This is a genomic window from Gilliamella sp. N-G2, from assembly GCF_002142215.1.
In the GTDB taxonomy this organism is placed as follows: Bacteria; Pseudomonadota; Gammaproteobacteria; order Enterobacterales; family Orbaceae; genus Gilliamella.
Window position 1 is genome coordinate 1 of the sequence record NZ_NAST01000028.1, and the last position, 13,882, is coordinate 13,882.

Annotated in this window: 20 protein-coding genes and 3 pseudogenes; 21 read left to right on the forward strand and 2 right to left on the reverse strand. The window is 32.6% G+C overall.

Annotation, left to right across the window (positions count from 1 at the left end; all coding sequences use genetic code 11):
- The 3 genes and pseudogenes from B6C99_RS13715 to B6C99_RS11015 form a co-directional block, all read left to right on the forward strand.
- Positions 1–256: pseudogene (locus B6C99_RS13715) on the forward strand (RHS repeat-associated core domain-containing protein); the annotation flags it as partial.
- Between the two features lie 31 nt (positions 257–287).
- Entirely contained in the window at positions 288–617 is a 330-nt protein-coding gene (locus B6C99_RS11010; RefSeq protein WP_086359868.1) for a hypothetical protein, read from the forward strand.
- Positions 617–958, forward strand: coding sequence for a hypothetical protein (locus B6C99_RS11015; RefSeq protein WP_086359869.1), 342 nt, complete (start codon positions 617–619; stop codon positions 956–958). Before B6C99_RS11010 ends, B6C99_RS11015 begins: the two co-directional genes overlap by 1 nt.
- Positions 959–1,031: 73 nt before the next feature.
- Here B6C99_RS11015 and B6C99_RS11020 read toward each other — a convergent pair whose 3' ends face one another.
- Entirely contained in the window at positions 1,032–1,394 is a 363-nt protein-coding gene (locus B6C99_RS11020) for a hypothetical protein (RefSeq protein WP_143413932.1), read from the reverse strand.
- Between B6C99_RS11020 and B6C99_RS13720 the strand changes: the two genes are divergently transcribed.
- The 9 genes and pseudogenes from B6C99_RS13720 (at position 1,329) to B6C99_RS11055 (ending at position 5,577) form a co-directional block, all read left to right on the forward strand.
- Positions 1,329–1,463, forward strand: coding sequence for a hypothetical protein (locus B6C99_RS13720; RefSeq protein WP_371265839.1), 135 nt, complete (start codon positions 1,329–1,331; stop codon positions 1,461–1,463). The genes B6C99_RS11020 and B6C99_RS13720 overlap by 66 nt on opposite strands.
- A gap of 53 nt (positions 1,464–1,516) precedes the next feature.
- The gene (locus B6C99_RS11025) at positions 1,517–2,287 is read left to right on the forward strand and encodes an RHS repeat domain-containing protein (protein WP_086359871.1); all 771 of its coding nucleotides are present in this window, start codon (positions 1,517–1,519) and stop codon (positions 2,285–2,287) included.
- 19 nt (positions 2,288–2,306) lie between these two features.
- Positions 2,307–2,771, forward strand: coding sequence for an Imm9 family immunity protein (imm9, locus tag B6C99_RS11030; protein WP_025315304.1), 465 nt, complete (start codon positions 2,307–2,309; stop codon positions 2,769–2,771).
- 95 nt (positions 2,772–2,866) lie between these two features.
- Positions 2,867–3,292 (forward strand): hypothetical protein, encoded by a 426-nt coding sequence (locus tag B6C99_RS11035; RefSeq protein ID WP_216819467.1) that lies wholly within the window; start codon positions 2,867–2,869, stop codon positions 3,290–3,292.
- 69 nt (positions 3,293–3,361) lie between these two features.
- Positions 3,362–3,925, forward strand: a complete 564-nt coding sequence (locus B6C99_RS11040; RefSeq protein WP_086359873.1) for a hypothetical protein — start codon at positions 3,362–3,364, stop codon at positions 3,923–3,925.
- 264 nt (positions 3,926–4,189) lie between these two features.
- Positions 4,190–4,546, forward strand: a complete 357-nt coding sequence (locus B6C99_RS11045) for a hypothetical protein (protein ID WP_086359874.1) — start codon at positions 4,190–4,192, stop codon at positions 4,544–4,546.
- Positions 4,547–4,632: 86 nt separating this feature from the next.
- A pseudogene (locus tag B6C99_RS13725) lies at positions 4,633–4,807 on the forward strand (RHS repeat-associated core domain-containing protein); the annotation flags it as partial.
- 42 nt (positions 4,808–4,849) lie between these two features.
- Positions 4,850–5,140, forward strand: coding sequence for a hypothetical protein (locus tag B6C99_RS13410; RefSeq protein WP_086365974.1), 291 nt, complete (start codon positions 4,850–4,852; stop codon positions 5,138–5,140).
- Positions 5,140–5,577 carry a hypothetical protein gene (locus B6C99_RS11055; protein WP_086359875.1) on the forward strand — a complete coding sequence of 146 codons (438 nt, stop codon included), beginning with the start codon at positions 5,140–5,142 and terminating at the stop codon, positions 5,575–5,577. The genes B6C99_RS13410 and B6C99_RS11055 overlap by 1 nt, the downstream gene beginning before the upstream one ends.
- Before the next feature lie 9 nt (positions 5,578–5,586).
- Here B6C99_RS11055 and B6C99_RS13090 read toward each other — a convergent pair whose 3' ends face one another.
- Entirely contained in the window at positions 5,587–5,781 is a 195-nt protein-coding gene (locus B6C99_RS13090; RefSeq protein ID WP_143413933.1) for a hypothetical protein, read from the reverse strand.
- A 349-nt stretch (positions 5,782–6,130) separates the two neighbouring features.
- On the opposite strand from B6C99_RS13090, the gene B6C99_RS11060 reads away from it, so the two are divergent.
- The 9 genes and pseudogenes from B6C99_RS11060 to B6C99_RS11100 all read left to right on the forward strand — a co-directional run bounded on the left by B6C99_RS11060 (position 6,131) and on the right by B6C99_RS11100 (position 13,264).
- Positions 6,131–6,694, forward strand: a complete 564-nt coding sequence (locus B6C99_RS11060; RefSeq protein WP_086359876.1) for a hypothetical protein — start codon at positions 6,131–6,133, stop codon at positions 6,692–6,694.
- An 879-nt stretch (positions 6,695–7,573) separates the two neighbouring features.
- Positions 7,574–8,059: an SMI1/KNR4 family protein gene (locus B6C99_RS11065; protein WP_086359877.1), complete on the forward strand. Its 486-nt coding sequence runs from the start codon at positions 7,574–7,576 to the stop codon at positions 8,057–8,059.
- A 728-nt stretch (positions 8,060–8,787) separates the two neighbouring features.
- A complete protein-coding gene (locus tag B6C99_RS11070; RefSeq protein ID WP_086359878.1) occupies positions 8,788–9,219 on the forward strand; it encodes an SMI1/KNR4 family protein in 432 nt (143 codons plus the stop codon).
- Between the two features lie 48 nt (positions 9,220–9,267).
- Positions 9,268–9,375 carry a hypothetical protein gene (locus B6C99_RS13730; RefSeq protein ID WP_371265840.1) on the forward strand — a complete coding sequence of 36 codons (108 nt, stop codon included), beginning with the start codon at positions 9,268–9,270 and terminating at the stop codon, positions 9,373–9,375.
- Positions 9,376–9,463: 88 nt separating this feature from the next.
- Entirely contained in the window at positions 9,464–9,769 is a 306-nt protein-coding gene (locus B6C99_RS11075; protein WP_086359879.1) for a hypothetical protein, read from the forward strand.
- Positions 9,770–9,976: 207 nt separating this feature from the next.
- Positions 9,977–10,576: a hypothetical protein gene (locus B6C99_RS11080; RefSeq protein ID WP_086359880.1), complete on the forward strand. Its 600-nt coding sequence runs from the start codon at positions 9,977–9,979 to the stop codon at positions 10,574–10,576.
- A gap of 238 nt (positions 10,577–10,814) precedes the next feature.
- On the forward strand, positions 10,815–11,408 hold the full coding sequence (locus tag B6C99_RS11085; RefSeq protein WP_086359881.1) for a hypothetical protein: 594 nt from the start codon (positions 10,815–10,817) through the stop codon (positions 11,406–11,408).
- A gap of 668 nt (positions 11,409–12,076) precedes the next feature.
- A pseudogene (gene comJ / locus B6C99_RS13735) lies at positions 12,077–12,559 on the forward strand (competence protein ComJ).
- 435 nt (positions 12,560–12,994) lie between these two features.
- On the forward strand, positions 12,995–13,264 hold the full coding sequence (locus B6C99_RS11100) for a hypothetical protein (RefSeq protein WP_086359883.1): 270 nt from the start codon (positions 12,995–12,997) through the stop codon (positions 13,262–13,264).
- The last annotated feature ends 618 nt before the right edge of the window (positions 13,265–13,882 follow it).

Genomic DNA, 13,882 nt, shown 5'->3' on the forward strand with positions numbered 1-13,882 from the left:
GTAAAATACTGTGGGAATGTAGCTTTCAGTTATGGGGAAAGCGGATTCATGAAATCGAACACGAACCCATAGAGCAAAACCTCAGATATCAGGGACAATATTTAGACAGAGAAACCGGCTTACATTATACAATACTTTCAGGTACTATGATCCGGATATAGGTAGATTTACTCAGCCAGACCCGATTGGGTTGCTGGGTGGGTTTAATCTGTATCAGTATGCACCTAATGGGTTGACTTGGATTGAACCGTGGGGGGGGGGCATGTATACCAAACAAAAAAGCAGGTATGAAGCGTGAACAGAGGGCGAAAGATATATTGGAAAAACGTTATGGCAAGGAAAATGTTTTAAGTGAACGTTATTTAAGAGATAATAAGGGTAAATCAGTTAAAGACCCTTTAACAGGTGAACGACGTAGAATCGATTTTGTAGTTAAAGGGCAAGATGGGAAATGGAGGCCTGTTGAGGTCACGAGTCGAACCGGTGCTTTAAATAAAGGACCACAGATAGCGAAAGAAGAAAGAATCCGTGAAGCTGGGGGAGTTTTTGTGAAAAATAAAAATACCGGTCAATTAATACAATTAGATGATGTATCAACTGTTATTGGAGTAAAGTAATGAGCAAAATTGATTTTACCTTACATAATATTCCATTATTGCTTACAAGAAATAAAAGTAAGCAATGGCAAGAGGATATTATTCAAAGTTCAACAGCCTTATTAAACTTTTTAAAAAATAATGAATTATTAATTGGTATGGAGCCTTTTGATGATGCAGGAAAATTAAAAACTGATACTGTTATTAAGATGTCAAATGTTACTCAAGGAGGTTTAGAATTATTCAAAACTACTGTAGATGAATGGTATAAATATCTCGCTAAAAGTACAGTTCCCGATAAGTATAAAAATATAAGTCGCCTAGAAAAAGGTTTAGCTAAAATTCGAAAAACTAAAAGTTAATTAAAAAAATAAAAGTCTATGGTCATGGACATATAAAAGCTGATGTTCCAATAGGATAATTGTATGTATTAGCTCAAACTCTAATGATTAGCATAATTCTTAATGTAACAACCTCGACCGGCTGGTAAGCAAAAAACACAGCAAACACGGGCAGACCGATTACCGCTATGATCACACCGGCAGAATCGAAGGCTGTCGCAACCAGAGATACTGGGAAACCCTGCAATATGATGCCGCTGCCAACCTGCTGGACAGCAAATACAGAGAGGACTACAGCAACTACAACCTGATTCGCTGTAACCAGCTCCTGCATTTCAGAGGACACCACTACAGTTACGACGAGCACGGCAGAACTGCCAGCAAACAGACCATCGGCACAACCCAGCACTACCACTACGACGCCGACCACCGCCTGAGCGAAGTACGCATTGAGCAAACGACCGCAGTCAGCGTTACGGCTACGTCTACGACGCCCTTGGCCGGCGTATCGAAAAACATCAGATAGACCGCGAAGGCCAACCCTACAACCGTACCCGCTTCCTGTGGGACGGGCTGCAGATGATTCAGGAAAGCAGCGCAGACAAACGGCCGAGCCTGTATCTGTATACAGACCAGCACAGCTATGAACCGCTGGTGCGGATAGACAGAAATGGTAATCAGGAACAACACATCTACTACTTCCATACCGACCTGAACGGCATGCCGGAGGAGCTGACGGATGCAAACGGTAAAATACTGTGGGAATGTAGCTTTCAGTTATGGGGAAAGCGGATTCATGAAATCGAACACGAACCCATAGAGCAAAACCTCAGATATCAGGGACAATATTTAGACAGAGAAACTGGCTTACATTACAATACGTTCAGGTATTATGATCCGGATATAGGTAGATTTACTCAGCCTGATCCGATTGGGCTGCTGGGTGGGTTTAATCTGTATCAGTATGCGCCTAATGGGTTGACTTGGATTGATCCACTTGGATGGCATAAAAATAGTAATGACACTAATGGAGATTGGGTTTTATATGATGTATTTGATAAGGAATCTGGACGCCGTGCTAAAACAGGAATTGGTAAAGCAGAAGATGTAATGGCTAATGGACAAAATAGACGTGCTTATACGAGTGCAAGAAAAGTACGAAAAGACCCTAACTTTGAAAATGCAGAATCGAAAGTAGTTCGTACTTATAGAGGAATAACCAAAGGTAAAATGAAAAGAATTGAGGCAGGAAGAGTTAGACTTTTAAGAAGATTAGGACATGAATTGCCACACAATCGAGAAAGAGATAAACGTTATAGACCCAGTACTAAAAAGAACAAGTGGTGCTAACTATTTTACAAGGTATATTATGGAAAAAAAAATAATGGTGTCATTGCCTACTGAAGTACCAAAAATTAATGACAATGTGAATATGCATTTCATGTGGGTAGAATTGAACAAATATATTGATAACTTGTTGCCGCGGATAAATATTTTAGATTTAAATGAGTGGCGTATTTTAATAATGATTAGTTCACGGGCTACAAATGGTATTGGAGTTTTCAAAAGGTCAATGCGTTATCCATCAGATAAGGAGTATGTTATTTCTATCTCTATTTGCATTCCTGATAAGAGTCAGGCTCCATATGGGTTAAGAGAAGTAAAAGAAAGTTTTTTTAAACCGTTAAATGAAAAATTTTTTATTTTAGATCCTGAATTTGAACAGTACGAGAGTTTGTATAGTTATATTTTCGAAAGTGCAAAACGTGCAATAGATTTAGCCTTTACGAAAGGTATTGTCTGTGGCGGCAAGAGAATAAAATTGCAGAATTAAAATAACAATAATGAACTTATTAAGAAAACGGGCTTTCAAAGTATTATTATCCTGATACATGTAGATTCACTGATCAGGTAGAATTGCTGGGTGGCTTGAATCTGTATCAGTATGCGCCTAATGGGTTGACTTGGATTGATCCATTGGGGTTAACTGCGGATGATTTAATAACATATAAGCCTCGTGATTCGTTAAGTGCTCAATCTGGATCCCGAAGTACCGCAATAAATAGGGCTTGGGCACAAGAAAAAGCATTATTGCAAAATGGAGGAGAAGGAACTCGAGCTTGGACAGCTAAAGAAAGAGCGCTAATTTTGAATACACCAAATAGTCAACTTGCCACAGTTATGTCTAAGGCAGGTTATACTGGACATCATATAAATTCTGTTAAAGGAAATGGCTCTCTAGGAGCAAAATGGATGGGAGATCCGAGAAATATTGTTTTCTTACAAAATTATCGTCATCCTAGTGGTTTTAATGAACATGTACATGGACTAAGAGGACATAGAGGAACTACATAAAATTCGACCAAAGGGCGTTTGATAGATCGAGGCGCTACTTTAAAACAACGATACTGAAGGTGAAAATATATGTTTATTGATGATGCTTTACGTAAATTTGCAGAAACATTTCAAAAAAGTAATACAAGTTTGGGGATAATGAAGTATTTAAATACGAAATTGAAAGCTGATAAAATTGACCTTCCATTAACTGGAGAGATTCTATATTTTTATGATCATATGATACTTGAAGATGGGCCAATTTTTGGAGGCGATTTATCCATTGCTGTTATCGAAAAAAATCAATTGAAAAATATCCTTTCAGGCTGGGATGTTAATTCAGAATGGAAAGATAGCTATATCATATTTGCTGAACGTGCTGGTGATGTATTTTTTTGTGATTCATCTGACATTAAATCTCCTGTTTATGGTAGTGTACAGATGAAGATGTATAAATTAACTCACTCATTAAGTGATTTTTTTAATATTTATTCAAAACTTATTGAGGTGGAAGAGATTGAATTTGGCGGTGATGTAGCCGATGATGATTTTAATCACAAACCTGAATATTTATTAAGAATTGAAGAAGAATTAAACAAAAATCTTTCTTCTAAATTGTTTGTAGATAATTTTATGTATTTTTTCTTTGGATAATCGACTATATAAAAACGTATAGTTTCTCCAATAATCCATTATAGCTTTTTGATTTACTGCAGAGGTGGGTACCCAGCCCACCTTATTTTCTGCATTTGAAATTTATATACAGCGTATTTAATCTTTTAAATTTTATCTTGTTGTTACTGGTAATTGCGATTAATAATTACGATATTCACATATCTATATCCAGCAAGAGATATGACTTTTGGTGAATACAAAAAATTAATTAATCAAATTGAATGGAATTAATTTATAAATATTATGAAAGTTATTGTTAATAAAAAGGAAGCATTTGAGAAATTAAAAAAAATTTTGGTTTCTTGGAATGATGCTGATAGTGAAAAATCTATGAATTCGATGGATTATTTTATAGAACAATTAATATATTCTAAATGGAATAGAAATAGGATTTATAATTTTATATTTATATATGTAAGAAATAATTTATCTGATTTGGACTATGATTTCATACCCGAAAAAGCTCTTGATTATTTGAGTGATATAGAAACATCAATCATTGGATATTGTTGCCCTGCTTGTTTCTTAAAGATTCCTGATGAACCTTTAGATGAAAATGAATTAATAACGTATGTTAGGGGAAACAAATGGAAAAATTGATAATAAAATAAATTATATTAAACTATATGCTCATACCAGCTATAGGGTAAACCGGTACAGGAGATTGCCCATAGAGAGATACAACAGTAAGGTATCAGGGACAGTATTTAGACAGAGAAACCGAACAGCAATAGTTTCAGGTACTATGATCCGGATACAGGTCGCTTTACTCAGCCTGATCCGATAGGACTAGGAGGAGGATACAATCTTTATCAGTATGCACCGAATGCGCTGATTTGGATTGAGCCATGGGGATGGGCTCATTTAAACTCTAATAATGCGAAAGGTAATTTTGGTGTTTACGTGATCATAATAGATGGTGAAGTTTATAAATTTGCTAAGGCTGATTTAAATAGAATTATTCTAAAAAGTGGACTTCCAACGCGTTTACATCAACAATTACGAAAACTTAGAAATTTAGATTCAAATTCAGGTAAAACAGTGGTAGGTAAAGTTATTAGAAGATGTCTTTCAACAACTAAAAAAGCAAAAGCAGTAGAAACATCTAGACTTTATGCTTATTATGCTAAAAAAGGAAATGTTTCGGTTGGTAATCAAAAAAGTTATAAACCCCAAAAAATAGGAAACTGCTGATGAAATTCCATTTTGCTCTAATATATCATGAAGTTAAGACTAGCTATGATATTACTAATACGGTATTGGATCCGCTGAGAGATTATCTTGAGGGGTTAAATAAAAGTATTGCTCATTATGATAAATTATTCAAAATTAATGATTATTGTTTAGATTTATACATATCGGCTACACGGAAACAAATGGATTTCGTCAAAGGTCCGATAACTTTATCCAAACGGAAAAGAGTTGAATTTGTCATTTTTATTCCCTATAAAAAATTCGATTCATATACTAAGACAATGTGTTATGTACTCGATAACATTGCACAGGGTATTATTTTTATATTTAATAAATATAAAACAGATTCTACTGGTGTACAGGAAGTAACTGATAAATTAAAAGCTTTAATAGTAAGTGATCCAGAAAAATACCGAAAATGGACAAAAAGTGAGTAATTGGGGAATTTACTGGTTATCTTTAGCTGGTTGTCTGTGTGTACGATCCGTAGGGCGGACAATGGCACTACAGCTATGACGAACATCGTCTGACCGAAGTGCGTATCGAACAGCTAAACCATACTGAACTCTACGGCTACGTCTATGATGCGCTCGGCCGGCAGATTGGAAACACCAGCTGGACCGTGACGGTAAGCCATGCAACCGCACCACCTTCCTGTGAGACGGGCTGCTGATTATTCAGGAAAGCAGCGCAGACAAACGGCAGAGCACTAATTTTGAATACACCAAATAGTCAACTTACCAAAGTTATGTCTAAGGCAGGTTTACTGGACATCATATAAATTCTGTTGAGGGAAATGGCTCTCTAGGAGCAAAATGGAAAGGAGATCCGAGAAATATTGTTTTCTTACAAAATTATCGTCATCCTAGTGGTTTTAATGAACATGTACATGGACTAAGAGGACATAGAGGAAATACACAAAATCCAACCAAAGGGCGTTTGATAGATCAAGGCGCTACTTTAAGACAACGATGCTGAAGGTGAAAATATATGTTTATTGATGATGCTTTACGTAAATTTGCAGAAATATTTCAAAAAAGTAATACAAGTTTGGGGATAATGAAGTATTCAAATACGAAATTGAAATCTGATAAAATTGACCTTCCATTAACTGGTGAGATTCTATATTTTTATGATCATATGATACTTGAAGATGGACCAATTTTTGGAGGCGATTTATCCATTGCTGTTATCGAAAAAAATCTATTGAAAAATATCCTTTCAGGCTGGGATGTTAATTCAGAATGGAAAGATAGCTATATCATATTTGCTGAACGTGCTGGTGATGTATTTTTTTGTGATTCATCTGACATTAAATCTCCTGTTTATGGTAGTGTACAGATGAAGATGTATAAATTAACTCACTCATTAAGTGATTTTTTGAATATTTATTCAAAACTTATTGAGGTGGAAGAGATTGAATTTGGCGGTGATGTAGCCGATGATGATTTTAATCACAAACCTGAATATTTATTAAGAATTGAAGAAGAATTAAACAAAAATCTTTCTTCTAAATTGTTTATAGATAATTTTATGTATTTTTTCTTTGGATAATCGACTATATAAAAACGTATAGTTTCTCCAATAATCCATTATAGCTTTTTGATTTACTGCAGAGGTGGGTACCCAGCCCACCTTATTTTCTGCATTTGAAATTTATATACAGCGTATTTAATCTTTTAAATTTTATCTTGTTGTTACTGGTAATTGCGATTAATAATTACGATATTCACATATCTATATATCCCGCAATAGATATGATTTTTAATGAATAGTAAAAATACTTGATCAAATTGAATGGAATTAATTTATAAATATTATGTTTGAGAAATTAAAAAATTTTGATTTCCTGTAAAGATACTGACAGTAAAAAACGATGAATTCAATGGATTATTTTTTAGAACAATTAGTTTATTCTAAATGGGGTGTAAATAGGATTTATAATTTTAATTTATATATTTAAGAAATAATTTATCTGATTTGGATTATGAAATCATACCCGAAAAGGCTCTTGATTATTTGAGTGATATAGAATTATCAATAATTGGATATTGTTGCTTTGCTTGTTTCTTAAAGATACCTGATGAACCTTTAGACGATAACCAACTAATAACATACGTTAGGGGGAAAATGGAAAAATTAATAATATTGAAGAGTTTAAACAAGTTGGTATAACGAAAGCAGAATCTATAGATTATACATGGTATCATTTGGATGATTTTGATCCTACAACGAGTAAAACAAACTATGTAGTTAGTTAAAACTTAATCTGATGAAGGTGCTTTTCCTCATAAAGGGGTAGTTTCTCAGTTTGAAAAACATTTCAACTTACCTTCTGGAACTTATGGAAGTTCAGATAGTTTTGCGATACCATCCTACTAAAGGATGGTTAGCTGTCCGTATTACAAAAGCTTTAAAAATAGGTAGAGCATAATGGATAATTCATGCACAAATTGTGAAAAAAATATTGTTCTTTCAGATATTAAATCTGTGGAGAAGGTTTTGTCATATTGTTTTCCTGAGGAATTTATATCACATTATCTATCCTTTAATGGTGGGATACCGTCCAGAGCTTGGTGGGAAAATAATGATGATTTTGAACCATTAGAAGTGGCTTTTTTGAAACCATTTAAATATAACAAATTAACTAATGATGATCCGAAATCTTTAATTGATGGTTGTTATCATGAGATGATCAAAAAGAATGTGATTCCGATAAATATCATACCTTTTGGAAATGATTGGGGTGGTAATTATTTTTGTTTAGATAAGAATGATGGTAGTGTGATCTTTTATGCAACAGATTCATTTGATCCAAATCTTTCTATGGATAAAAATCATGTGTTAGTACAGAAAAAACTAGCTTCTTCCTTCAAAGAGTTTATGGACAAATTAGTTACCGAAGAGGATTTGGATTAGCTATTTAATTAATTTTAAGAGCCGGGCGAGAAATTGAATCTTCCTTGCTTTTTTTATTATTTAACTCTTATTCCGTACTTTAAAAATACCGTCCTTGATCCCCTTAACCACCTAGCCATGATTTATTACCTCACATAATTGTTTGAGGTAAACTGTTGTAAAGAGTTTCCAATCTTAGCTTCTTCTCTAATTATTAGTCAGCAATATGCATCAACAATCAGTTGCTTATCATCACTAAAATCATTTTCTGCTTTGTGTAAGATTAACTGTCTAGCTGTTACCACTTAGGCGCAGGGAAGTGATAAGAGATGCTGGCGGTAGTCGTGTGTTTAAAGGTATGATGGCATCTTAATCGTCCCAACGCCTCAATTGGAATAAGAGTAGGATACAATCTTAATCAATATGGCCCTAATACACTCTATTGAATTGACTGATGGGGATTACTTTGGTTTTATTGAGGTTCAAAAAAGAGGGATAGCCAACTTTCAGACCTAAACTTAGCGAAGATTGAATTGATATAGTGACTGATAATCCAATGAGTGTTATAAGTAAAGGTTTTAAGCCTTATAAACTAGATATAAGTACAATTAGTGATAAACTAAAAACAATTCAGAGAGGCAATGATTTAAAACGTTGCGAAATTGTTCCTGCTTAGCCTATGTCATTGATAGAATTGTATTTGATGTATAGTAAAAGCAATATTGAATAAATAAAGCGAGTGATTTCATATGAACAGAGAAGAATTGATAGAACTGTTTGAAAAATATTCCGATTTAATAAACATGGGAACATCTGATGATGCTCCAGATAATGACTGGATTGATGCTGCTGAAAAAGCATTGTTAGTAAGATTACCAGCTGATTATAAATGGTTTCTAAATAATTATGGTGGTGGAGATATTTGTGGGGAAGAAATATATAGTATTTATTGCCTTCCATTTAATGAAGCAGTCGGTGGAGACATAGTTTATCAAAATATGATAGCTAAAAATAATGTGGAATCAGGGAAAATTGTTTTGTCCAATACAGATTTTGGCGAAGAGTTCTTTTTTGACACTAATGACATGGAAAAAGTCTACATATCAATTGGGAATAATCGCCAACTATATGCGAGTGACTTTTTAGAATATCTTCAAAAACGACTACTTTCATACGTTTAATACTTATTGTGAAGATGTTTTTGTTAATAGAGAAACGAGGGAAATACTATCCCCCAAGGAATCATTAATAAAAATAGTCCGTATTATAATCCTTCAGCAACTAATGAAATCCATATTCCAATTAATAAACCAACAAGTTTTCACGGAGTTGATTAAAAATGTATAAATATGATAATGATTATGAAGATCATTTAAGAAAAAAATACAGGAATTAAAATACGCAATAGATACTAAAGATTCTGATATGTATGAACTAATTGGTTTTATCAGAGATGTGTTTTCATCACCTTATATATCAACGCCGATTGTTAGCCCTAATTTAGTTAATGAATTATGGATTTTATTAACTAAATTATTTATCCATATTGATATTTACGATAATAAATTTTTTGCAATATTCGCAATGGATGATATTTACTTATACTCTAGACGTCAAAATATTAAATTATGCTTAAAAGATTTAGAAAAATGGAGAGAAAAACATAACAAAAATAATACAACGGAAGAAATTTTAGAATGCGTTGATGATATAATTTTACCTGATGTTTAATTCTTTAAAAACGCATATCTTTAATCCTTAATAGATAAAGTATTTAGATTAATAAAGTTTTGGCGCAGCTTATATATTAAATAATAGTTTTTCATCAGCATATTTTTTCTGGGAGGGCTTGATGTATTGAAAATGGAATCTGGAAATATATAAAATAGAATAGCTTAACATGCTATCTAATTATTTTAACTATTAAAGTGAAATTAAATGACTGGTAAAATTAAACTGCCTGCTTTAGAAATCTTCATGACTGCAGTGGATGCAGTAGAGTTCTCCAAAGTTTTAAAAGATCAGATTCAATCGGTTAAATTTATTAAGCAATGTCCATGGACTGATCTGAATATACCGATTTTTGATATACTGGATATGGAAACAGCTAAAAATATAAATTTTAGTATTATAAATACCGATATTTTAAGTATTGAAGATTATAAAAAAAGTTATGTTGGACATTATCCTGAGTCAACAGATTATTATCATGGTGCCATGGTTGGAAAAGGTCTTGTCCGTTTTTCATGTTCAACAATGGCTGGTTATGCTCCTGGATCTTTAATGAACGGTCGGTTAACTGCTTCTTATGATGTAGTAAAACAACCCGAAACCGATAAATTTGTAAAAGCGGTATGGAAAATATTTAAAAAAGGCGCCAAGAAGGTTTATTTAATTAATCGGGAAACGGGGCTGATTGCGGATAAACCTGAGACACGTTTTTTTGCCTGGCCTGATGCAGCGAAAAAATTTAATGGGGAAAATGAGCATTATTTAACTAATCATGCTTTTGCCTATTTTGTGGCCAAAGACGTGTAATAAAATCCAAATAAAATAGCTATTGCTGATTTTTTATTCTGACGATCTAAAAGATTTTGATTTTATTTATAAAATGCCAATCGCATTTTTAAGCAAAATCCTGATGCAATTGTGATTGCCGTACCAAAAGGAACTATACCTGATCCGGGAATGCTTGATGTATCGAAAATGGAAAGCGGATATATATAAAGGATGGTAGTAGATTAGCATTTCATCTAACTTATTAAAGTGAAATTATATGACTGGTAAAATTAAACTGCCTGCTTTAGAAATCTTTATGACTGCAGTGGACGCAGTAGAATTCTCCAAAGTTTTAAAAGATCAGATTCAATCGGTTAAATTTATTACACAATATATTTGGCCTGATCTGAATATACCAATTTCCGATGTACTGGATATGGAAATAGCCAAAAATATAAATTTTAGTGTTATAAATACCGATATTTTAAGTATTGAAGATTATAAAAAAAAATATGTTATACATTATCCAGGGTCAAATTATGATGGCGCTATGGTTGGAGAAGGTCTTGTCCGTTTTTCATGTTCCAGAATGGCCGGTTATGCACCCGGATCTTTAAGAAATGGTCGGTTAACTGCTTCTTATGATTTATTAGAAGAACCTGAAACCGATAAATTTGTAAAAACGGTATGGAAAATATTTAAAAAAGGCGCCAAGAAGGTTTATTTAATTAATCGGGAAACGGGGCAGATTGCGGATAAACCTGAGACACGTTTTTTTGCCTGGCCGGACGCTGCGAAGAAATTTAATGGGGAAGATGGGCATTATTTAACTAACCATGCCTTTGCCTATTTTGTGGCCAAAGACGTGTAATAAAATGCAAATAAATAGACAAGATGTTCAATATAATCTAATAAAAAAACAGATAATATTTAAGTGACCTATCAATCGGAAAATAAAATGATCGCGTTTAGCATAGTGAATAATAGCGATCTCATTAAGATAGAAACAATACTTAAAAAAGAATTAAATTGCTTCCTCGAACCAATAGCAAGCCGAAATAGGGTCGAAGAGATACATTTGGACCTTCGCAAAGGAGGTAATTTTTCTATTGTAGGTGTTTTTTATTATCCATGTGTGAATAATGATCAGCTAATATCTGCACCTAATTCATCTGATGGGTAAGGCTCCTTGCTTTATTGTATAACGAAAGCGAATAATTCTAGCTATCTATTATTCAGGTTCTATAGTGGAGTAGAGCCATGTATGGAGATGATGCTTGTTGATTCTGGAAAAACGATTCGATTAGTAAGTGCGATGAAAGAAGATAAATAGATTTTTTATTAAGTAGTTATTAAAAATAGAAAAAAGTTAAAACGAAATCAGGCCTGATTGAAATGACTAATGGATTTATTTAAAAAGGTCTAATAGCGCATGTTAGGCACATTGATCTGCATAATAATCAGGACTCATAGTAAAGCAATCGAACAGTTATGTTGGGGGTTGTCTGACAAAAAGTAAAATTCAAATGGAGGTAGTGCATGGAAAACCCTAACAATCAAGTAGTTGATTTGTTGATTTCCCATAATCAAATTTTAGTTCGATCTAGAGCTTATTCTGAAAAATTATCTCAATGGGGTAAAGAGAATATTGAATAAGGTGCCGTCATTCATAAAGATTATGTTATATTTGATCCTTTACCTGACGAAGCTTTTGGAGCTAATGTTGTTTCAAATCTAACAGACAATTTTGTTATGGATGAAAATACACAACGTTGTATTGTGACTCCTTTTTATATTAATAATAGTAACAATGTAGAAGTTGCATCAGCTGCAGAAAAATTCAAAATAAACATAGCATTTGATAGATCTTTATATGATCTTTATTATGAAATTTGCGAAAATGATGAGGTTTTTTACAAATTTACTTTTGTTCCAGCAGAAACCCCAATAGTTGCCAGATACCTGATTGATGATCCTTGGGACGGCGAAAAAGATAAAGCACTTAAACTTGGTTTCTTATGATTAACTAATTTATATAATCAATGTAATTTTTAATAAAACGTTTAATTAAGTTTATATATGTGAGATTTTACCTTGTTAATTAGCGAAATTAGAAAGTAAATATGTATATATAGATTTTTATATCTTATAGATGTTATGAAAATCACTACATATTAATCTTAAAAATATTTGCGGTCGGAAGTCTTTAAAAATTTGATAGGGACGATAGAAATCAAAGTTAAATTTCAAACAAGCCAAAAGCAGTGATAGGAAAGATGCAAATTTAGATCCTATTACTGGCAAAAAGTGTGTCTTAGTTTATATTCAACTAAGATACATATTGTCTGGTAAATAATTGTTGTTGCAAAAGGTCATAGTATTGATAATAAAGTTCTATCAAAGGAAACATTTGAGGCACATATGCCATTAAACACTAAATAATAAAGAATTTTAAATATGCATGATTGGACACTAGTATCTTTGATTCTTGATTGGCAAGAAAGTACTCTTATAATTAAGTTCCTTAATAATTCTTCTTTTCCTATGGATATTATATGCAAAGGCATTAAAGGCATTAATATACCAAAATGGGATGAATGGGGCGAAAGTGTAAGCGTAAATCAATTTAATCTTAAAGATGATACTAAATACAAATATATAGAGATAGAAATGCAATCAGGTGATGTTATAAATATAATTGCAACTGATATAGTTATGCCTGCATAATAAATTGTTATTGTTCAAATAGTTTAAAAGATTTTTTATTTCTCATGTTGTAGATCTTAGCTGGCGAAGAATAGGGAAAGTTAATCCAAATGTCCCCTGAATTTATTGTAAATACCTATATCAAAATTGGTGACGATTTCATTAAGATTTTTGATTTTAATGGTCATATCGATAAGCGTGATTATAGTTCTGAATATTTAAGAAATGGTTGATTAGATTCTTCCTATGATTTGTTAAAGCCCCTTCAATATATTATGAACACTAGTTTAAAAGATAAATTAAATTTATTTAGAGCAAGAGATTATGTAACCAAATTAAATGGTGTTAGTTCATTTAATGTATCATTTTTACATGATAATGAATTCATATGGCATCGAAAAATGCTAATGGAAATAAATAAAATTGATAATAATATCAAAAAAAAGGTTTTTAATTTACCTATAAATAGAAATGTACTGATGAGAGAAGTAGAAACTATATTGAATGTAAAAAAAGATACTATTTGTAATATGTTCTATTATGGGGATGTTTGCATATCCTTTTATATTGAAAATTTTTCTGATTTCCTATTAAGCTTGTTTTCGATAAACAGGACGTATGACTTTTCATTAGCACTTA